At 72.5% G+C, this 19,332-nt stretch carries 22 protein-coding genes; 12 read left to right on the top strand and 10 right to left on the bottom strand.

The genetic code is table 11. The features are described 5' to 3' along the window. Nucleotides 1–37 precede the first annotated feature (37 nt). Nucleotides 38–835 (top strand): hypothetical protein, encoded by a 798-nt coding sequence (locus ACLJQE_RS08910; RefSeq protein WP_410638664.1) that lies wholly within the window; start codon nucleotides 38–40, stop codon nucleotides 833–835. A 124-nt stretch (nucleotides 836–959) separates the two neighbouring features. On the opposite strand, the gene ACLJQE_RS08915 is transcribed toward ACLJQE_RS08910, so the two are convergent. Continuing rightward, entirely contained in the window at nucleotides 960–2,003 is a 1,044-nt protein-coding gene (locus tag ACLJQE_RS08915; RefSeq protein WP_410638665.1) for a ferrochelatase, read from the bottom strand. 87 nt (nucleotides 2,004–2,090) lie between these two features. On the opposite strand from ACLJQE_RS08915, the gene ACLJQE_RS08920 reads away from it, so the two are divergent. Together ACLJQE_RS08920 and ACLJQE_RS08925 are read left to right on the top strand one after the other, a co-directional pair. Further along, nucleotides 2,091–2,675 (top strand): TetR/AcrR family transcriptional regulator, encoded by a 585-nt coding sequence (locus tag ACLJQE_RS08920; RefSeq protein WP_410638666.1) that lies wholly within the window; start codon nucleotides 2,091–2,093, stop codon nucleotides 2,673–2,675. Nucleotides 2,676–2,751: 76 nt separating this feature from the next. Further along, on the top strand, nucleotides 2,752–3,912 hold the full coding sequence (locus ACLJQE_RS08925) for a Cmx/CmrA family chloramphenicol efflux MFS transporter (RefSeq protein WP_410638667.1): 1,161 nt from the start codon (nucleotides 2,752–2,754) through the stop codon (nucleotides 3,910–3,912). A gap of 3 nt (nucleotides 3,913–3,915) precedes the next feature. Here the strand turns inward: ACLJQE_RS08925 and fabI are convergent, their stop codons facing one another. The 3 genes from fabI to ACLJQE_RS08940 all read right to left on the bottom strand — a co-directional run bounded on the left by fabI (nucleotide 3,916) and on the right by ACLJQE_RS08940 (nucleotide 5,965). Then, entirely contained in the window at nucleotides 3,916–4,683 is a 768-nt protein-coding gene (gene fabI, locus ACLJQE_RS08930; protein ID WP_410638668.1) for an enoyl-ACP reductase FabI, read from the bottom strand. A 43-nt stretch (nucleotides 4,684–4,726) separates the two neighbouring features. Further along, nucleotides 4,727–5,431: a 3-oxoacyl-ACP reductase FabG gene (gene fabG / locus ACLJQE_RS08935; RefSeq protein ID WP_410638669.1), complete on the bottom strand. Its 705-nt coding sequence runs from the start codon at nucleotides 5,429–5,431 to the stop codon at nucleotides 4,727–4,729. A 282-nt stretch (nucleotides 5,432–5,713) separates the two neighbouring features. After that, complete coding sequence (locus tag ACLJQE_RS08940; protein WP_410638670.1) at nucleotides 5,714–5,965, bottom strand: hypothetical protein; 252 nt, start codon at nucleotides 5,963–5,965, stop codon at nucleotides 5,714–5,716. A 114-nt stretch (nucleotides 5,966–6,079) separates the two neighbouring features. Between ACLJQE_RS08940 and ACLJQE_RS08945 the strand changes: the two genes are divergently transcribed. From ACLJQE_RS08945 to ACLJQE_RS08975, 7 genes are all read left to right on the top strand, one after another. Continuing rightward, entirely contained in the window at nucleotides 6,080–6,745 is a 666-nt protein-coding gene (locus ACLJQE_RS08945; protein WP_410638671.1) for a helix-turn-helix domain-containing protein, read from the top strand. A 149-nt stretch (nucleotides 6,746–6,894) separates the two neighbouring features. Next, on the top strand, nucleotides 6,895–8,232 hold the full coding sequence (locus tag ACLJQE_RS08950; protein ID WP_410638672.1) for an MFS transporter: 1,338 nt from the start codon (nucleotides 6,895–6,897) through the stop codon (nucleotides 8,230–8,232). Between the two features lie 7 nt (nucleotides 8,233–8,239). Beyond that, nucleotides 8,240–8,908 (top strand): response regulator transcription factor, encoded by a 669-nt coding sequence (locus ACLJQE_RS08955; RefSeq protein ID WP_410638673.1) that lies wholly within the window; start codon nucleotides 8,240–8,242, stop codon nucleotides 8,906–8,908. Nucleotides 8,909–8,911: 3 nt separating this feature from the next. Beyond that, on the top strand, nucleotides 8,912–10,306 hold the full coding sequence (locus ACLJQE_RS08960) for a sensor histidine kinase (RefSeq protein WP_410638674.1): 1,395 nt from the start codon (nucleotides 8,912–8,914) through the stop codon (nucleotides 10,304–10,306). After that, nucleotides 10,303–11,247, top strand: coding sequence for a TAXI family TRAP transporter solute-binding subunit (locus ACLJQE_RS08965; RefSeq protein ID WP_410638675.1), 945 nt, complete (start codon nucleotides 10,303–10,305; stop codon nucleotides 11,245–11,247). Before ACLJQE_RS08960 ends, ACLJQE_RS08965 begins: the two co-directional genes overlap by 4 nt. A gap of 116 nt (nucleotides 11,248–11,363) precedes the next feature. Beyond that, on the top strand, nucleotides 11,364–11,819 hold the full coding sequence (locus ACLJQE_RS08970; RefSeq protein WP_410638676.1) for a tRNA (cytidine(34)-2'-O)-methyltransferase: 456 nt from the start codon (nucleotides 11,364–11,366) through the stop codon (nucleotides 11,817–11,819). A gap of 9 nt (nucleotides 11,820–11,828) precedes the next feature. Continuing rightward, on the top strand, nucleotides 11,829–12,338 hold the full coding sequence (locus tag ACLJQE_RS08975) for a hypothetical protein (RefSeq protein ID WP_410638677.1): 510 nt from the start codon (nucleotides 11,829–11,831) through the stop codon (nucleotides 12,336–12,338). A gap of 1 nt (nucleotide 12,339) precedes the next feature. Here ACLJQE_RS08975 and ACLJQE_RS08980 read toward each other — a convergent pair whose 3' ends face one another. Genes ACLJQE_RS08980 through ACLJQE_RS08990 form a run of 3 tightly spaced genes read right to left on the bottom strand, consistent with a single transcriptional unit; the run spans nucleotide 12,340 to nucleotide 15,342 of the window. Then, nucleotides 12,340–13,320, bottom strand: coding sequence for a VWA domain-containing protein (locus tag ACLJQE_RS08980; protein WP_410638678.1), 981 nt, complete (start codon nucleotides 13,318–13,320; stop codon nucleotides 12,340–12,342). Further along, nucleotides 13,317–14,261 (bottom strand): DUF58 domain-containing protein, encoded by a 945-nt coding sequence (locus ACLJQE_RS08985; RefSeq protein WP_410638679.1) that lies wholly within the window; start codon nucleotides 14,259–14,261, stop codon nucleotides 13,317–13,319. Before ACLJQE_RS08985 ends, ACLJQE_RS08980 begins: the two co-directional genes overlap by 4 nt. 7 nt (nucleotides 14,262–14,268) lie before the next feature. Then, on the bottom strand, nucleotides 14,269–15,342 hold the full coding sequence (locus ACLJQE_RS08990) for an AAA family ATPase (RefSeq protein WP_410638680.1): 1,074 nt from the start codon (nucleotides 15,340–15,342) through the stop codon (nucleotides 14,269–14,271). A gap of 209 nt (nucleotides 15,343–15,551) precedes the next feature. Between ACLJQE_RS08990 and ACLJQE_RS08995 the strand changes: the two genes are divergently transcribed. Continuing rightward, the gene (locus ACLJQE_RS08995; RefSeq protein WP_410638681.1) at nucleotides 15,552–15,686 is read left to right on the top strand and encodes a hypothetical protein; all 135 of its coding nucleotides are present in this window, start codon (nucleotides 15,552–15,554) and stop codon (nucleotides 15,684–15,686) included. A 343-nt stretch (nucleotides 15,687–16,029) separates the two neighbouring features. On the opposite strand, the gene ACLJQE_RS09000 is transcribed toward ACLJQE_RS08995, so the two are convergent. Next, the gene (locus tag ACLJQE_RS09000) at nucleotides 16,030–16,581 is read right to left on the bottom strand and encodes a molybdenum cofactor guanylyltransferase (RefSeq protein WP_410638682.1); all 552 of its coding nucleotides are present in this window, start codon (nucleotides 16,579–16,581) and stop codon (nucleotides 16,030–16,032) included. Between the two features lie 9 nt (nucleotides 16,582–16,590). Beyond that, nucleotides 16,591–17,304, bottom strand: a complete 714-nt coding sequence (locus ACLJQE_RS09005) for an SAM-dependent methyltransferase (RefSeq protein WP_410638683.1) — start codon at nucleotides 17,302–17,304, stop codon at nucleotides 16,591–16,593. Between the two features lie 61 nt (nucleotides 17,305–17,365). Here ACLJQE_RS09005 and ACLJQE_RS09010 point away from each other — a divergent pair, with 61 nt between their 5' ends. Then, nucleotides 17,366–17,764, top strand: a complete 399-nt coding sequence (locus ACLJQE_RS09010; protein ID WP_410638684.1) for a DUF1801 domain-containing protein — start codon at nucleotides 17,366–17,368, stop codon at nucleotides 17,762–17,764. Here ACLJQE_RS09010 and ACLJQE_RS09015 read toward each other — a convergent pair. After that, nucleotides 17,761–19,074, bottom strand: coding sequence for an NlpC/P60 family protein (locus ACLJQE_RS09015; RefSeq protein ID WP_410638685.1), 1,314 nt, complete (start codon nucleotides 19,072–19,074; stop codon nucleotides 17,761–17,763). The two genes, ACLJQE_RS09010 and ACLJQE_RS09015, sit on opposite strands and share 4 nt — an antisense overlap. Between the last annotated feature and the right edge of the window lie 258 nt (nucleotides 19,075–19,332).

Here is a 19,332-nt window from a genome sequence, read left to right on the forward strand (position 1 = left end):
TCCTGGCATCGCGGGCGAGCCGGTAAAATAGGGCGTCGTGTGCCGTCCCAGTGCGACTTTCGCCGTCTGGTCGAGTGCGTGGCTCAACGGGGCCGCCGCGTCCGACGATGTCCTCGATGCCCTGCTCGCGTGGGGTGAGGCCCATGACGTCGTGGCCGCCGACGCGGCCGCGGCCGACAGTTTCGCGCTCCCGCTGGCGTTCAACCGGGCGGCCACGCCGGTGCAGCTGCTGATGGCGCTGCGTTCGCAAGGAGCGAAATCCCTCCGGCTGGTGCTGCCGGTCCCCGGCGACGTCCGCGGCCTCGGCGGCGGCGGCCCGTTCACCGAAGCGGCGTTGCGCGCGGGCGACGCGCTGGTGCTGGCCGACCTCGGGTTCGGCCTGGTGCCCGAGCCGATCGCCGAAGGCCTGGTGCGCTGGACGGTCTACTCGCTGGCCTCGCAGGCCACCACGGAGCACGTCCCGCTCGGCGAGGCCGAGCACGGGCTGACGGACGCGATCCGCGCCAGCGCCGGGGCGTTGCAGACGCTCGACGTGGCCTCGGACCGGCCGGGCGTGCGTGCGGAGCTGTCGGCCCACCTGCGTTCCCGCCCGGACGTCGACTGGCCGGCCGGGACACCCGGGCGCTCGTTGCGGGTGCTGCAGCGGGCCGAGGAGATCGCGGCGATCCTGGTGATCGCCTTGTCGGACGACCCGGGCGGGGCGTTGTCGGCGTCGGCTTCGTCGTTGCGCGCCCAGGCGCTGCGGCCGCTGTCGGACGCGGTCCGCACGGCCCGCTGCGCGGCGGTCAACGAAGCGGTGCGGGTGTTCGCGGAACAGACGGCCCGCGAAGGCTGAGACTTCCAGCGCCCCAATGTGGCCTTCGGTGCGTTGAACGCACCCAAGGCGGCCTTCGGTGCGTTCAACGCACCCAAGGCCACATTGGGGCGGTGGGCCGGGGCCACCTCGTGGGGTGCCGGACCTAACGGCCGGGGCGCTTCGCGGGTTCGCAGCAGCCCACCGCGCACGGCGCGCCGTTGAGCGTGCAGCCCGCCGCCGGGAACGCCGACAGCTTCCGCGGCACCACCCCGTGCGTATGCTCTCGGATCAGCTCCACCACCAGCTCCGCGAACCTCGGGTCCGATCCCGCCGTCGCCGCGCGGGCGAAGGCCATTCCGTGCTCCGCCGCGCGTTCCGCCGCCTCGTTGTCCAGGTCCCAGATCACTTCGAGGTGGTCGGACACGAACCCGATCGGCGACACGACCACGCCCGGCACCCCGTCGGCGTGCAGCGCGTCGATGTGGTCGACGATGTCCGGCTCCAGCCACGGGATCTGCGGCGGCCCGGACCGCGACTGCCACACCACGTCGTAGGAGCCGACGCCCGCCTCGGCCGCCACCAGGCGCGCCGCCTCCGCGATCTGGCGCGAGTAGCGGCGGCCGCCTTCCGACGGCGGGCCCGAGGCGCGGTCCGCGCTCTCCGGCACCGAGTGTGCGGTGAACACCGTGCGGATCCCCGGCTCGTCGCCCAGCGACGCGTGCGCCGCGCGGACGCCGTCGGCGACCGCCGAGACGAACAGCGGGTGGTCGAAGAACTGCCGGATCTTCACCAGTTCGGGGGCACCGGCACCGACGGACGCGCGGGCGCGCTCGATGTCCTCGTCGTACTGGCGACAGGCGGAGTAGCCGCCGTACGCGCTCGTGGGGAACACCAGGACGCGCTGGGCGCCCTGGGACGTCAGCGAAGCCAGGGTGTCCTCGACCATCGGGTGCCAGTTGCGGTTGCCGAAGTGCACCGGCAGGTCCACACCGGCCGCCGCGAGCTGCTTCTCGACCGCGGCCATCGCGTCGCGGTTCAGCTCGTTGATCGGCGAAACCCCGCCGAAGTGCCGGTAGTGCTCGGCCACCTCCAGGAGCCGCTCGCGCGGCACCCCCCGGCCCCGGGTGACGTTTTCGAGGAAGGGCATGACGTCGTCGGGCCCTTCCGGACCTCCGAACGAGAGCCACAGCAACGCGTCGTATCCCACCCCGCCATCTTGCCGCGGTGGCGGCCCGCACGCTGACGGGGGCCCGTTATGAATCGACCAGTACAAAACTCTGCTACGGTGGGTGCCATGGCCAGGCCACGGGAGTTCGACGAAACCGCCGCCGTCGAGAAGGCGATGCACGCCTTCTGGGAACACGGCTACGAAGCGACGTCCACGCAGGACCTGTGCCAGGCCACCGGGCTCGGCCGCAGCAGCGTCTACAACACGTTCACCAGCAAGCGAGCCCTCTTCGGGCGTTCGCTGGCGCACTACACCGGCACCCAGCTGGACAGGCGCCAGGCGATCCTCGACGGCCCCGGTACCGCGGCCGAACGGCTCGCCGCGGTCCTCGACAGCGCCATCGAAGACGACGCCGAGGAGCAGCCCCGCGGCTGCCTGGTGGTCAACACCCTGGCCGAACTCGGCGTGCCCGACGACGAAGTGGGCGCCGCACTGCGCAAGGACACCGCCCGGAACCTGACCATGTTCGCCGAATGCGTCCGCGAAGGCGTGCTCGACGGCAGCCTCCGGGACGGCCTGGACCCCGCCGAGGTGGCGGAGTACCTGCTCAGCACCACCTCGGGCCTGCGGGTGATGGCCCGCCGGGGCACGAGCCGGGCCGGCAGGCGCGCCGTCGCCGATCTCGCGCTTTCGGCGATCGTCGCCCGCTGACACGTTCGCCCGGCGAAGTCCGGCGCCGCCTGCCGCAGTTTTGAACTGAACGATACACAACCTGGAGGGAAGCCCCATGCCCCTGGCCGTCTTCGTCCTCGGGCTCAGCGTGTTCGCGCTGGGCACGTCCGAGTTCATGATCACCGGCCTGCTCCCCGGCATGGCCGCCGACCTGCACGTGAGCATCCCCGACGCCGGCCTGCTGATCTCCGCGTTCGCCGTCGGCATGGTCGTCGGCGCGCCGCTGCTGGCGGTCGGCACCCTCCGGCTCCCCCGCCGCCGGACGCTGCTGGCCATGCTCGGCGTGTTCGTCGTGGCCCACGTCGTCGGCGCCCTCGCCGAGGGCTACGCGCTCCTCTTCGCGACGCGCGTGGTCGCGGCGCTGGCCTGCGCCGGGTTCTGGGCGGTCGCACTGGCGACGACGATCGCGCTCGTTCCCGTCGACCGGCGCGGCCGCGCGATGGCGGTACTGGTCGGCGGCCTGACCGTCGCGAACATCGCCGGTGTGCCCGCCGGCACCTTCCTGGGCCAGCACGCCGGCTGGCGGACGGCGTTCTGGGCGGTCGCGGTGGCGACGCTGCTCGCGGTGGTGGGCGTGGCCCTGCTGGTGCCGGAGACGACCGGGGACGCGGTGGGCGCCCGCGGCGAGCTGCGGCTGTACCGGCGCGGGCGGGTCTGGCTCGCCCTCGGCGTGATCGCGCTGTGCCAGGCCATGATCTTCGCCGCGTTCAGCTACCTGGCGCCGCTGCTCACCGAGACCGACGGCCTCCCGGCGGGCTGGGTTCCGGGCGTCCTCGCGCTGTTCGGCGTCGGCGCGCTGATCGGGATCAGCGCCGGCGGCCGGCTCGCGGACCGGCGGCCGTTCGCCACGCTCTACGGCTGCCTCGCGCTCGCGCTGGGCGCGTTGCTCGTGCTCGCCCTCACCACCGACGCGCTCGTCGCCGTCGCGGCCGTGCTGGTGTTCGGCGTGGCCGCGTTCGGCGCCAACCCGGCGCTGAACGTCCGCGCCTACCAGGTCGCGGGCGATGCGCCCACGCTCGTGGGCGCCAGCGCGACCGCGGCGTTCAACGTCGGCAACACCGTCGGGCCCTGGCTGGGCGGCGTCGCGATCGACGCCGGGCTCGGCTTCCCGAGCGTCGCCTGGACCGGGATCGCCCTCGGCGTCGCCACGCTGGCCGCGCTCACGGTCGCCGCCGCCGTCCAGCGCGGCGACGACCGTGAGCCGGTGGCCGTGTGAGGCTCAGACGCCGAGGAAGTGGACCCCGCCGTCGACCATGATCATCGAACCGGTCGTGGCGGGGAGCCAGTCCGACAGCACCGCGCAGACGCTCTTCGCCACCGGGTCCGGGTCCGTGCTGTCCCACCCGAGCGGCGCGCGCTCGCCCCAGCCGTCCTCCAGGTCGACGAAGCCCGGGATGGACTTGGCCGCCATCGTCTTCATCGGGCCCGCGCTGACCAGGTTGACCCGGATGCCCTGCGGCCCCAGTTCCTTGGCCAGGTACCGGTTGACCGACTCGAGCCCGGCCTTCGCGACGCCCATCCAGTTGTAGACCGGCCACGCGACGCGCGCGTCGAAGTCCATGCCGACGTACGAGGCACCCCGGCCGAGCAGCGGCAGGCACGCCTTCGCCAGGGACATGTACGAGTACGTCGAGATCTCGATCGCCGTCTTGACGTCTTCGGCGGGCGCGTCGAGGAACGGCGCGCCGAGGCAGGTCTGCGGGGCGAAGCCGATCGAGTGCAGCACACCGTCCAGGCCGTCGACGTGCTCGCGGACGCGGTCGGCCAGCGAGTCGAGGTGCTCGGTGTTGGTGACGTCCAGCTCGAGCACGGGCGCCTCTTCGGGCAGCCGCTTGGCGATGCGCTCGACCAGCGACATGCGGCCGAAACCGGTCAGCACCACCTTCGCGCCCTCCTGCTGCGCGATCTTGGCCGCGTGGAAGGCGAGCGAAGCGTCGGTGATGACACCGGTGATCAGCAGGCGCTTGCCTTCGAGCAGTCCGGGCACGGGTCCTCCAGGTCTTGGTTCGGTGAATGTGTTTTCGAAGACTTCAGTGGCCGAGGCCGAGACCGCCGTCGACGGGCAGCACCGCGCCGTTGACGTAGCCGGCTTCGTCGGAGGCCAGGTAGCGCACGGCGGCGGCGATCTCCGCCGGCTCGGCGTAGCGGCCGGAGGGCACCTGGGCGAGGATCTCCTTCTTCCGCGCCTCGGGCAGCTCGTCGGTCATGTCGGTGTGGACGAACCCGGGCGCGACGACGTTCGCGGTGATGTTGCGCGAGCCGAGTTCGCGGGCCAGCGAGCGCGCGAACCCGACCAGGCCCGCCTTCGACGCCGCGTAGTTGGCCTGGCCGGCCGAGCCGGAGAGGCCGACGACCGAGGAGATGAAGACGAACCGCCCCCACTTGCCGCGCAGCATGCCGCGCGAGGCCCGCTTGGCGACGCGGTAGGCGCCGGTCAGGTTGGCGTTGATGACCCGCTCGAACTGCTCGTCGCTCATCCGCATCAGCAGCGTGTCGTCGGTCAGCCCGGCGTTCGACACCAGCACCTCGACCGGCCCCTGGTGCTCCTCGACGAGCTTGAACGCCGCGTCGACCTGCTCGGTGTCGGTGACGTCGGCCTGCACCCCGAACAGCCCTTCGGGCGCCCCGGAACCACGGTGCGTGACGGCGACCTGGTGCCCCTGTGCGGCGAGGTCCCGGGCGATCGCCAGACCGATGCCCCGGTTGCCCCCGGTGACCAGAACCGACCGTCCCACTGTGTTCTCCCTCTTCGTGAACTCCTGCGCTGCTGACGCGCACGAGGTTATCGGCAGCACCGCCGGGTCGCGCACCCGCGCCCGGCCTCGCCGCGACCGTCTTAAGCGGGCGTTATGCCGCCGCGTCAGCACGTGCGGCCACGCCGACCAGAACTCAACCAAAGAACGCACCGGTAACCAAAGATCACCGGTGCGTTCTTCCACACAACCCGCCGGTAACGTGCGACGCCCGCCACAGAGCGTCACCGGGAGAGCTCACCGCTGTCGCTGGTTCTCACCTCGTCATGATCGCCGGACGGGGCTCGGCGCGATGCCGTGCTGGCGGCGGTAGATCGCCTCGCAGCGCGGACACTGGTGCGGCACGCCGCGCTCTCGACGTTTTGCCAGCACGTCGAACACGGCCACGCCCTGCGTTCCGCACAGCATCAGCAGTGGCTCGCCGGGTTCCGGGATGCCGCCCGACCGCGTCCGGTGCCAGAGGCCGTCGATCACCGGGTGGATCGCCTCGGGATCGATGTGGATCACGGCGGACATCAGCTCTCCTTCTCGGCGCGGCACATGGGTAGCATCGCCAGCACAGCGCGTGAGATGAAGTGGAGAAAGGTCCACAAGGTGTCCACACCCGTGACAACGGTGCCGGGTTCCCGGTTGAGGGAAGAACGTGAGGCCGCAGGCCTGTCGCTCACCGAGATGTCGAAGAAGATCAGGTTCTCCAAGTCGCTGCTCGGCATGGTGGAGACCGGGCAGCGGACGGCCTCGATCGAGCTGATCGAGGCGTACGAACAAGTCCTGGGAGTCGACATGTGGCGCAAGGACATCACGCACTCGAACCTGTTGATCGTGGACAAAACCAGTCGTGCGGCCCTCCTGGCCGGCGTCGAGCGAGGCGACCCCGGACCGCTGCGCAACACGCCGACGGCGCATCGGACGGACGTGAGTCTGGGCAGCGTCGTCTCCGAGAAGGCCATCGAGTGGTTCCGAAAGTGGGCCGTCGAAGGCGACACCGCGACGCTGCGCACGAACTCGCTGAGCGTGATCGCCAAGGTTCCCGGCAAAGAGAACGCCGACCTCGTCATGCAGGTGCTGGAGAACGACCCGAAGGTGCGGCGGCTGATCGTCGCGAGCGAGATCTCGCGGTTGACCCAGCTGGACTGGAAGACCGCGCTCAAGGGCGCAGACGACCCGACGACGATCCCCGAGCCGCGGAAGCTCGCCCCGAAGCTGGCCAAGGGCGCGATCAGCCCGAAGGGCACCGAGTCGCGCTGGGCGTGCACCTACCTCCTCACCCGGATGGTTCCGGTCCTCGGGCGGTAGCGCGCCGGCGTGACGGCCGGCCACCGCGCATCATCGAGCCGGACATCCGCGTCCCCGTCATCGTCCTAAGCACGTGTTAGGAACTGCCTCCCGAGCTTGCTGGTTACCCGCTGGTTGGTCACCGTGAGTCGCGACACAGGAGGTCGACGATGACAACCCGGATCGACGATGCCACTCCGGCGGCCGTCAGTGAAAAGCGTGTGATCGGCAACGTGCTGCGCGGCTCGATCGGCAATCTGGTCGAGTGGTACGACTGGTACGCCTATGCGGCGTTCACCACCTACTTCGCCAAGTCCTTCTTCCCGACGTCCGACACCACGGCCGCGTTCCTGGGGACCGCGGCCGTGTTCGCCGTCGGGTTCCTCATGCGGCCGCTGGGCGGGTGGATGCTCGGCCGGTTCGCCGACCGGTTCGGCCGGCGCAGTGCGCTGGTGCTCTCGGTGACGCTGATGGCGGGCGGCTCGCTGCTCATCGCCGTCACGCCGAGCTACCACACCATCGGCATCGCCGCGCCGATCCTGCTGCTGACCGCGCGGCTGATCCAAGGCCTGTCGGTCGGTGGCGAGTACTCCACCTCGGCGACCTATTTGTCCGAAGTGGCCACTCCCGGCAAGCGCGGCTTCTACTCCAGCTTCCAGTACGTGACGCTCTACGGCGGCCAGCTGCTGGCGCTGGGTCTTCAGCTGATCCTGCAGGCGCTGCTCACCGAGCAGCAGCTGACGTCGTGGGGCTGGCGGATCGCGTTCGTCGTCGGCACCTTCGCCGCCCTCGTCGTCATGTGGCTGCGGCGCGGGATGGACGAATCGGAGAGCTACCAGCGAGAGGCGGACGAGAACAAGGGCGAGAACAAGGGCGAACGCGGCACGCTGCGCGCACTCGTCAAGTACCCCAAGGAGATCGCGCTCGTCGTCGGCCTCACCCTCGGCGGCACGGTCGGGTTCTACACCTTCGCCACCTACAGCCAGAAGTTCCTGGAGAACACCGCGCACATCCCGCGCCGGCAGGTCACCATCGTGCTGTTCTGCGCGATCCTGCTCGCCGCCTGTCTGCAGCCGGTGTTCGGGCGCCTGTCCGACCGGATCGGCCGCCGTCCGCTGCTGCTGTTCTTCGGCATCGGCGGCACGCTGCTGACCGTCCCGCTCATGACCGTGATGGGCTCGACCCGCAACCCCGTCGGCGCGTTCTTCCTCGTGCTGGCCGGGCTGGTGATCGTCGCCGGGTACACCTCGATCAACGCCATCGTGAAGGCCGAGCTGTTCCCGACGAAGATCCGCGCCCTCGGCGTCGGGCTCCCGTACGCGCTGACCGTGGCGATCTTCGGCGGCACCGCCGAGCTGATCGCGCAGGCACTCAAGAGCGCCGGGCACGAAACGGTGTTCTTCTGGTACGTCGCGGGCTGCATCCTGGTGTCGCTGATCGTCTACGGCACAATGCGGGAAACCTCGAAGACCTCCGAGCTGGAAGAGCGCAGGGAAGACGAACGCTGACAGGGGGATGACCGTGCGCGTGCTCCTCGTCGAAGACGACGCGGGTGTCGCCGGCGCGCTCGCCGAGTCGCTGCACGCGCGCGGTCATCCCGTCACCAGCGTCGGCCGCGGGGCCGACGCGCTGCACCACCACCGCGCGGCCGACCTCGTCCTGCTGGACCTGGGCCTGCCCGACCTCGACGGCCTCGACGTCCTGCGCAAGATCCGGGCCGTCTCGCCGGTCCCGGTGATCGTGCTGACCGCCCGCGGCGACGAGCGGTCCGTGGTGCGCGGGCTGCGGCTCGGCGCCGACGACTACCTGACCAAGCCGGTCCGGCTGGCCGAGCTGCTGGCCCGGATGGACGCCGTCGTGCGGCGCGCGGTGGCCCGCGCCGCCCCGGCCGGCGACGTCGTGCGGGTCGAGGACGTCGAGATCGACCTCGGGGCCCGCCGGGTCCTCGTCGCCGGGCACGACGCCGGGCTGACCACCAAGGAGTTCGAGATCCTGGCCGTCCTCGCCGCCCGCCCCGGCACCGCGGTGAGCCGCCAGCAGCTCATGGACGAGGTCTGGGGCGACGCGTACCTCGCGGTGTCGCGCTCGCTCGACGTCCACCTGACCGGGCTGCGCGCCAAGCTCGACCGGCCGGGCCTGCTCACCACCATCCGCGGCTTCGGCTACCGGCTCGGCCGGGACTGACCGGTGCGCACCCGGCTCCTGGTGGTCCTGGTCGCCCTCGCCCTCGCGGTGGTCGCCGCGTTCGCCGTGCCGCTGCTGACCGCCACCGCCGAGCAGCGCACCCAGCAGCTGGTCATCGCCCGCACCGCCGACGTGGACCGGTTCGTCGTGCTCGCGCAGCAGGCCGTCGACACCCGCGACCCCGCGGCGCTCGCGGCCGACGCGGAGCGCTACGCCCAGGTGTACGGCGAAGGCGTCGTCATCGTCGACGCCCGGCGCCTCCCGCTGGTGCAGGCGGGCGGCCTGACCGCGGGCGAGCCGGCGGTGCGCGGGCTGGTGGAGGCGGCCATGCGCAACGAACCCGCGCCACGGGTGGACCGGCTGGACCCGTGGTCGGCCGAACCGGCCTACTTCGCCCGCCCGGTCGGCACCGGCACGCGGGTGGCCGGGGTGGTCGTGCTGCGCGCGTCGGTGACGGCGGCGGCCGCGGACGTCGCCACCCGATGGGGCACCATCGGGGCCGGCGCGGTGCTGGTCGCGATGGTGTTCGTGCTGCTCGCCGTGGTGCTGGCCCGGTGGATGGTGCGGCCGCTGCACGAGCTGGAGACCGGGGTGCTGGCCGTGGCGGACGGGCACCGCGCGCACGTCCCGGAACGCGCCGGGCCGCGCGAGCTGCGGTCACTGGCCGCCGAGGTGAACCGGATGTCGGAGGCGGTGCTGGAGGCGGCCGAGCAGCAGCACCGGCTGGTCGCCGACGCCTCGCACCAGCTCCGGAACCCGATGGCCGCGCTGCGCCTGCGCGTCGATTCCCTGGCCCACCAGGTCGACGGCGACGGCGCCACCTACCGCGCGACCGTCGCCGAGGTCGAGCGCCTCGAGAAGCTCCTCGACGGCCTGCTCGCCCTCGCGCTGGCCGAGAGCACCGCGACCCGCGTCGCGGCCGGCGGTGCGGACGAGACGTGCGACCTGGCGTCCGTGCTCGCCGAACGCGTCGACGCCTGGCGCCCGGCCGCCGAGGACGCGGGTTCGGCGATCGTGCCGCCGCCCGGCCACGACGAGCCGGTGACCGTGCGCTGCCCGGAAGGCGAACTGGCGCAGATCCTCGACGTGCTGCTGGACAACGCCGTCCACTACGCCGGCCGCGGCGCGAAGATCACCACGGACTGGGAAAGCGGCGCCTCGACCGCCACGCTCGTCGTCGCCGACGACGGGCCTGGTCTGTCCTCGGAGGACCGTGCACGGGCGACCGAGCGGTTCTGGCGCGCGGGTGGCGAAGGCGCCCCGCGCGGCACCGGCCTCGGCCTGGCCATCGCGCACCAGCAGGTGCGCACGCGCGGCGGTGTCCTGGAACTGCGCCAAGCGCTCCCCCACGGCCTCGAAGTCCGCGTCACGCTGCCGCTGCAGGAGGTGCCGGAATGACGCTCACCCGCCGCACGGCCCTGCTCGGCGGCCTCGGCCTCGCACTGGCCGGGTGTTCGCCGTCCGGCTACCGCGGCCCGGAACGCACGCTCACCATCGCGGCCGGCGAGCGCGGCGGCTTCTACCTGGCGTTCGCCGAGCTGCTCTCGGCCGAGCTGAACCGCGCGGAACCGCTGCTGCACGCCACCGCCGTGCCGACCGAGGCGAGCGTCGCCAACGTCGGCCTGGTGCAGCGGGGGCAGGCCGACCTCGGGCTGGTGCTCGCCGACGTCGCCCAGACCGCACTCGGCGGCGGGCCGCCGTTCGCCGCGAAGGTACCGCTGCTCGCGCTCGGCCGGGTGTACGAGAACTACCTGCAGCTGGTCGTGCGGGCGGACGGGCCGGTGCGCCGCCTGGCCGACCTCGCCGGACGCGCGGTGTCCCTGGGCGCGGGCGGCTCCGGGGCGGCGCAGCTCGGCGAGCGCCTGTTCGCCAAGGCGGGCGTCGCGGTGGACGCCCGCCACCTGCCGTTCGACGACGCGGTCCGCGCACTGGCCGGCCGCCGCATCGACGCGATGCTGTGGTCGGGCGGCGTCCCGACGCCGAAGCTGGCCGAGCTCACCCGCACGACCCCGATCGCGTTGCTGCCGCTGGATTCGGTGGTACCGGCCCTGCGCGCGGCGTACGGCCCGGTGTACGACCAGGTCCAGGTCCCCGACGGCGCGTACCGCGGAGTCGGCGCGCTGAGCACGATCGGCGTGGCGAACCTGCTGGTGTGCACGCCGTCCTTGCCCGGCGACGTCGCCGCGGCGGTGGTCCGGCTGCTGGTCGAGCGCGCCACCGCGCTGGTGCCCGCCGAGGCGGTGGGGACCCAGTTCCTCGACGTGCGGACACTCATCGGAACCCAGCCGGTCCCCCTGCAACCGGGCGCGGCAGCCGCGTACCAGGCCCTGCACGGCTGACTGTGCCGATCGTTCCCGATCCGGCCACAGTCACGGCCGAATGGCCTCGCAGGAACGTTACGGGCCGCTGAGGGGGGCGGCCTGCTTTTGGCCGGATCGGGAACTAGATTGAGCCCGTGTTCCGCGTCCTCTTCTACCACCCGGAAATCCCGCCCAACACCGGCAACGCGATCCGCCTGGCCGCCAACACCGGCTGCGAACTGCACCTGGTCGAGCCGCTCGGCTTCACCCTGGAGGACAAGCAGCTGCGCCGGGCCGGGCTGGACTACCACGACCTGGCGCGCGTCCACGTCCACGCCGGTCTCGAAGCGGCGTGGCACGCCTTGCTGCCGGCGAAGGTCTACGCGTTCACCGCCTCGGCGACGCGGCTGTACACCGACGTCGCCTACGCACCGGGCGACGTCCTGATGTTCGGGCCGGAATCGGTGGGCCTGCCTGCCGTGGTCCAGGAAGCGCCCGAGGTGACCGACCGCGTGCGGCTGCCGATGCTCCCGACGAGCCGGTCGCTGAACCTGGCCAACACCGCGGCGATCACCGTCTACGAAGCGTGGCGCCAAAACGGCTTCCGGTAGGTTCACCCGATGCGACAGCAGTTCCTGGGGGCGCTCATCGGCGCCGCGTTCGGTACCGTCTTCGTCCTGGTCAACTCCGGTGACCCCGTTCCCGCCGCGCTCGGCTGGGTGCTGCGGGCCCTCGCCGTGCTCGCCCTGGCGGCGGTGGTGGTCCTCGGCGTCCGCGCGGGCGGGCGTCCCACGCTCGAAGGGCGGCCGGTGTTCGGGCCGAGCTACCGGGTGATCGTCATCGGCGAAGTCGTGCTGCTCGTCGCCGGGTTCTTCGTGCTGAACCTGCTGGACGCGCCCGTGCAGGCCAACGTCGCGTGGATCGCCACGATCGTCGGGCTGCACTTCGCCGCGCTCGCCTCGGCGTGGAAGACCCGCTCGATCCTCGTGGTCGGCGTGGTCCTGACCGTGCTCGGCGTCGTCGGTCTGGTCCTGCTCGGGAGCGCCGCGGAGTGGGTGCCGTTCGTCAGCGGCGTGCTCTCCGGGGTGACCCTGCTCGGCGGAAGCCTGTACGGCGTCCGCCGAGCCTGAGTCACGGCAGTCTCTGTCCGAAGAAGAGGCTGGCCGCCGCGCCGAGCATGAGGATCAACGTCCCCACCACCACCCACGGCTTGCTCGCGTCGGCGTCCTTGAGCTCGTAGCCGATCTGCTCGCCGAGGTCCGCGTAGACTTTCTTCAGCTCTTCGGCGCTGGCCGCCTTGTAGAAGTCGCCGCCGGACAGCCGGGCGATTTCGCGCAGGGACTCGTCGTCCACGCTGACCGGCTGGGGCTTGCCGTCGATGTCGACCGAGCCGTGGGTGGTGCCGAACGAGATCGACGAGATCGGCACGCCGGCCTGCTTCGCCGCCTGCGCCGCGGTGTACCCGCCTCGCGCCGCGTACAGGTCTTCCGGGACCGTCTGCTTCCCGTCCGACATCAGCACGATCCGCGCCGGCGGCGGCCCGTCGGCCCCGCCGACCACGCTCGAGAAGCTCTCCACCGACTGGAGCGCGGCGAAGATGCCTTCCCCGGTCGCCGTCGACTGGGCCAGCTTCAGGTTTTCGATCGCCTTGATCACGCCGTTGCGGTCGGTGGTCGGGTTGACCAGCACCGTTGCCGTGCCCGCGAAGGAGATCAGCCCCAGGTTGATGCCCGGCGTCATGTTCCGCGCGAAGCTCGTCGCCGCCTCCTGGGCCGCCTGCAGCCGCGTCGGCTGGACGTCGGTGGCCTCCATCGACAGCGAAACGTCGATGACCAGCATCACCGTCGCCCGGTTGCGCGGCACCTTCTGCTCGGCGGTCGGTCCGGCCAGCGCCACGGTGAGCAGCAGCAGCGACAGCACGATCAGCACCGCCGGCAGGTGCCGGATCCAGCCCTGGCTCTTCGGCGCGACCTTTTCCAGCAGGTCCAGGTTCGCGAACCGCATGGTCCGCTTCCGGCGCGCCCGCTGCGCGAGGACGTACCCGATGGCGACCGCGGCGACCGCGATCAGCAGCAGGAACCACCACGGCGACGCGAACCCGGTAAAACTCACGCGACACCCCCCGACCAGCGGCGCTTGCGGGCCACGACGAACCGCACCATGTCGGCGATCCAGTCGGCGTCCGTGCGCAGCGTCAGGTGGGCCGCGCCCGCGCGCCGCAGGCCGGCCGCCACGCGCTGGCGGTGGGCGTGGGCCGCGGCCCCGAACTCCTTGCGCAGCAAGGCCGAAGCGTGCACTTCCCGCTGTTTCCCTGTCTCCGGGTCGGCCAGCACGACGGTGCCCACCTCGGGCAGGTCGACGTCGCGCGGGTCGAGGACTTCGATCGCGATCAGTTCGTGGCGCCCGCCCAGCGCCCGCAGCGGCCGCTCCCACGACGTGTCGCCCAGGAAGTCGGAGATCACCACGGCCAGGCCACGCCGGCGCGGCGGGCGGCGCAGCGCTTCGAGGGCCTGGGCGAAGTCGCCCCGGGTGCCCTCGGCCGCACGCGGCGTTTCGGCGACCTTGCGCAGCAGCCCGCGGGCGTGCGGGAGGCCGCCGCGTGCCGGGATGCGGGTCGTTTCGGCGCCGGTGGAGATCAGCGCGCCGATCCGGTTGCCGCCACCCCCGGTCAGGTGCGCGACCGCGGCGACGGCGCAGACCACCAGGTCGCGCTTTTCACAGAGCGCCGTGCCGAAGTCGAGGCTCGCCGAAAGGTCGGCGACGATCCACGTCTCCAGCTCCCGGTCGGCCACGGTCTCGCGGATGTGCGGGGTCGTGGTCCGGGCGGTGACCGCCCAGTCCATCCGGCGGACGTCGTCGCCGGGCTGGTACGGGCGGGCCTCGCCGGGCTCGGACCCCGGCCCCGGCACCAGGCCGAGGTGGTTGCCCTGCAGCAGCCCGTCGAGCCGGCGGCGGACGTCGAGCTCCAGCGTGCGGAGCCCGGCTTCCAGGCGCTCGCCGCGCAGCACCGGCGGCGCCCACGAAGGACGTTCGCCCTTCTCGTTCTTCGCCATCGCCGGGTTACCTGACCGGCGCGCCCGCCGGGACCGGGCCGCTCTGGCCGGCCCCGCCCTGCGGCCGGGCCGAGACCTGCGGCAGCGGCACGGTCTGCAGCACGCGCGTGATGATGTGGTCGATGGGCACCCCGTCGGCCAGTGCGTCGTAGGACAGCACGAGCCGGTGGCGCAGCACGTCGGGGACGACGTCGACGACGTCCTGGGGCAGCACGTAGTCGCGGCCGCGGACCAGGGCCAGCGCCCGCGCGGCGGCGATGATGCCGAGGCTCGCCCGCGGCGAAGCGCCGTAGGAGACCCAGCCGGCGACGTCGGCGAGGCCGTGCTCGTTCGGCGTCCGGGTGGTCAGCACCAGCCGCACGACGTAGTCGACCAGCGCGTGGTGCACGAACACCTGCGACGCGACGCCCTGCAGCCGGACCAGCTCGCCCGGGCTGAGCACCTCGTGCGGGGTGGGCGGCGTGACACCCATCCGGTAGATGATCTCGCGCTCTTCCTCCGCCGAGGGGTACTCGACGACGATCTTGAACAGGAACCGGTCGCGCTGGGCTTCCGGCAGCGGGTACACGCCCTCGTTCTCGATCGGGTTCTGCGTCGCGAGGACGAGGAACGGGTCGGGCATCGGGAACGTCTGGCCGCCGATCGACACGTGCCGTTCGGCCATCACCTCGAGCATCGCCGACTGGACCTTGGCGGGCGCGCGGTTGATCTCGTCCGCGAGCACGAAGTTCGCCACGACCGGGCCGAGTTCGACGTCGAAGCGCTCGGCGCCCTGGCGGTAGATCCGGGTGCCGAGGATGTCGGCGGGCACGAGGTCGGGGGTGAACTGGACGCGCGAGAACGAGCCGCCGACGACCCGCGCGAACGTCTCGACGGCGAGGGTCTTCGCCACGCCGGGCACGCCTTCGAGCAGCAGGTGGCCCTTGGCCAGCAGGCCGACGAGCATCCGCTCGACCAGGCGGTCCTGGCCGACGATGATCCGCTTGACCTCGAACACGGTCCGCTCCAGCAACTGGGCGTCCCGGGCCGGCGTCGCGGGCTGCTGCCCGTTCCCGCCCTCGGCGTAGCCGGGCTCGGTCACTCTGCCTCCTCGAATTCTCGTGCGCCGCCCCCGCGACGGTGATCACGCGGTGCGACCGTACTGCGCCCCCGGTCGGCCGTCTCATCCGGCACGCGGACGAACGCACCCGGCCCACGATCAGCCAACACGGTCACCGGTGTGGCACCTGTGAAGCACCTGTTTCGACCTGACAGCACGGCCGGGCTGGGCGAGGATGCGGGGATGCGGGGATGACCCGACCCACCGTGCGGCTCGCCGAACTGGTCGCCACCCTGTCGCTGGTGGCCGACCTCGGGATGGGCCGCCCGATGGAGCGCATGCTGCGCCAGACGGTGATCACGCTTCCCGGTGACCACGATCCGTGAGGTCACCGCGGTCATCGACCCGGCCACCGGCGAGCCCACCTGACACGGTCGCGGCTCGGCGGGGTGGCTCGACAGCCCGGCTCGGCGGCTCGGCACCCCGGCTCGGCTCAGCAGTGCGGCCCACCGGCACGGCCCGGCGGCCCGGCTCGGCCACGCAGCCCGGCGCAGCGGTGCGGCCCGGCCCGGCGGTGCGGCCCAGCAGTGCGGCCCGGCGCAGCAGTGCGGCCCGGCGCAGCAGTGCGGCCCGGCCCGGCGGTGCGGCTCAGCCATGGCGGTCAAGAGCTCAGGCGTGTCGACGCCACATCACCGGCATCCACCCGGCCAACCGGGGCCCCGGTGCGCCTCAGCGGTGGCGTTCGAGGTCCTCGGGCGTGTCGATGTCGTCCGCTTCGCCCCGTTCCGCCGGGAGTTCGGCCACCGTCAGCCCGCCCAGGACGCGGCGCAGGGCCGCGTTCTCCGGCTGCTCCGGCAGCGCCGTCCGCAGTGCCGCGAGCCGCCAGGCGCCCAGCAGCCACTGGCGCTTCCCCGCCGCGTCCACCAGGACCGCGCCGTCGCCGTCGCCGTCGCCGATGGCCGTCAGCAGTCTGTCCACTGTGGACCGGCGGACGCCGGGGAGGTCGGCGGCCAGCACCACGACCGCCTCGACGTCGCCGGGCACGAACAGCAGGCCCGCCGCCAGTGCCGCCACCGGGCCGGTGCCGGGCACCGGTTCGCGGGTCCACACGACGTCGAAGCCGGGCCGCCGCGGTCCGACCACGATCACCCGTTCGGCGCCGTCCAGGGCGTGGATCGCGCGGGCCAGCAACGGTTTCCCGCCCACCGACAGCGCCGGCTTGTCCACACCGGACAGCCGGCGGGCCGCGCCGCCGGCCACCACGATCCCCGCGTAGCGCACCGGGGCACCCTAGCGGCCCAGCACGAGGTAGGTGAAGCCCAGCACGCCCCGGTAGTCCCGGACGTATTCGCGCAACCGCCGGTCGAGCCACTCCCGCACCCGTTCCGCCCGGGGGTCGGCCGGGTGGGCCGCCAGCCATTCCGCCCAGCCGGCCCGCGAGGTCGACTCGAAGTCGTCCCACTCCAGCTGGTCGGCGGTGCTCAGGTGCAGCACGCGCCAGCCGGCGCCGTCGGCGGCGTCGAGCAGGTCCGGCAGGGTCACCAGGTCCGGGCCGAAGATCTCGAGCGCCGCCGGCCCGGGCGGCGCCGCCCAGAAGCCGTCACCGTAGAGCAGCCTGCCGGACGGCCGCACCAGCCGGGCGAGTGCTTCGAGCGCCGCCCGGGTCGAGCCGAAGACGTGGGCGGCCCCGACGGAGAACACCCGCTCGGCGGGTACGTCCCAGGTCGCGGCGTCCGCCTCGGTGAACTCCACCGACAGGCCCCGCGACGCGGCCGCGGCCCGGCCGCGGTCGAGGCCGGTCACGTCCGTGTCGACGCCGGTCGCGCGCAGCCCCGGCGTCCGTGCCGCCGCCCGCAGCAGCAGCTCGCCCCAGCCGCAGCCGAGGTCGACGAGGTCCCCCTCGGCCAGGGCCATCCGGTCGAGCAGCAGCTCCGCGTGCGGCTCGGACAGGGGCGTGTTCCAGCGCATCCGGGTGCGCCGCAGCGCGTTCAGCTCGTCGTCCACCCGGTGATCCTGGGGTCCGGAGGGTGACCGCGTCGACCGGGTTTCGCGCATACTCGCTTCCATGACCTACACCGTCGAGCCACGCGTGGACGCCTACATCGACGCCCTGCCCGCGTGGCAGCAGGCGATCTGCCGGGAGGTCCGCGAACTGGTGCACGCGGCGGACCCCGAGGTGGTCGAGACGATCAAGCGCACCCGGCAGCCCTACTTCGTGCTGGAGGGCAACATCTGCGCCCTGCTCGCGGCGAAGGACCACGTCAACGTGTTCGTCTACGACGGCGGCATCGTCCCGGACCCGGACGGCATCATCACCGCCGGCCACGGCAACAAGACCGCGCGGACGGTCGCCTTCCGCGAAGGAGAGCGGATCAACGCACCCGCGCTCACGGCGATGTTCCGGCAGATCATCGCGAACAACCGCGCGGGCGGCTGGCGCAAGCTCAAGGCCGCCCGCGGCTAGCCGATCAGGCGCGTCGCGTACGGCATGATGCCGCCGTAGCGGACCGGGGCGATCCGGACCCGCAGGCCGGACTGCGGGGCTTCGACCATCATCCCGCCGCCGAGGTAGAGCGCGACGTGGTGGATGCCGCCCGGGCCGCCCCAGAACAGCATGTCGCCGCGGCGGAGCTGGGACAGCGGCACCTGACGGCCCGACGAGTACTGGTAGCCGCTGTAGTGCGGCAGCGAGCGGACCCCGGCGAAGGCGTAGATCATCAGGCCGGAGCAGTCGAAGCCGATCTTGTTGTAGTCGCCGTAGCGGTCGGCGACGCCGCCGTCGCGGATGCCGCGGGTCGGGCCGCTCGCGTTGCCGCCGCCCCACGCGTACGGCATCCCGAGCTTGGACAGCGCCCGCGCGATCACCGCCTCGATCGACGACCCGGCCGGGGCCGACGGCGCCGGGCCACCCGAGGGACGGCCGCCGCCCCCGGCCGCCGCGAGCGCCGCCTTGCGGGCACGCTCCTCGTCCTCACGCTGCTTCTGGGCGAGCCAGTCCTGGTAGCGCTGGCGCTGGCCCTGCAGACCGCCGACCTTGGCCTGTGCGGCGTAGAGCTGCTGCTCCACGTCCGACTTGTTCTTCTCGAGCTGGGCGTTCTGGCTCGCCTGGCTGTCCTGGGCGCGCTCGGCGACGGTCCGCGCGGTGTCGGCGCTGTTCTTGGCCTGGCGGGCCGCGTCCTGCTTCTGCCGGGCGATTTCGGCGGCCTTGCGGGCCGCGGCGTCCTTGTTGGACTTCTCGGTCTGCGCCTGCTGGAGCCGGTCGAGGGCGTTGAGCCGGTCGCCGCCGACGGCGTCGAGCAGCTGCGCGCGGGCGAGCATGTCCTTGGGGCTGGCCGCGCTCAGGTACGCCGAGAGCGAGCCGACCGTGCTGCCCTGCTGGAAGCTCGCCGCGGCGAACGTCTTGAGGTCCGCCCTGGCCTTCTCGATGGCCGCCGAGGCCGCGTCCGCCTCGGTGCGCGCGGCCTTGGCGTCGTTCTCCGCCCGCGCCGCGTCGTCCTGCGCGGTCTGCAGGTCGACCAGGGCCTTGTTGGCCTGCTCCTGCTTGAGCTCGACGTCGTCCTGCAGCTGCGTCAGCTTCTGCTCGGCCTGGGCCAGCTGGTTGGTCAGCCTGCCGACCTCGCCGGCCTTCGCGTTGGCGTCGGCCTTGCCGGCCTGGATCTCGGAGTCACTGGGGTTGGGCGGCGGCGGGGGTGCCGCGAGGCCCGTGCCACCCGCACCGAACAAGATCACCAGCGTCAGCGTGCTCACGCTGAGTCCCCGGCGGACGCGCGGCACCCGCGCACCTCCGCACCGTCCCGCCACGACCGCACCTCCGCTCACCAGCGCACACCCCGTGTCACTGCAGTCACACCACTATCACAAGCATCAGCGGAAACTTACACAACGTAGGCACCAATTCCCCTCATTGAGGGACCCCGGATCAGATGGCGCAGCCCACACCGCGTGTCGTCTTGAACCGTAAACAGGACGCGCGTACTGTTTGAGGCACCGCGAGGTGTGCCATCCCGCATCCGGTCCTACGGTGGGGGTGCG

The organism is Amycolatopsis sp. lyj-346, assembly GCF_046548975.1.
In the GTDB taxonomy this organism is placed as follows: Bacteria; Actinomycetota; Actinomycetes; order Mycobacteriales; family Pseudonocardiaceae; genus Amycolatopsis.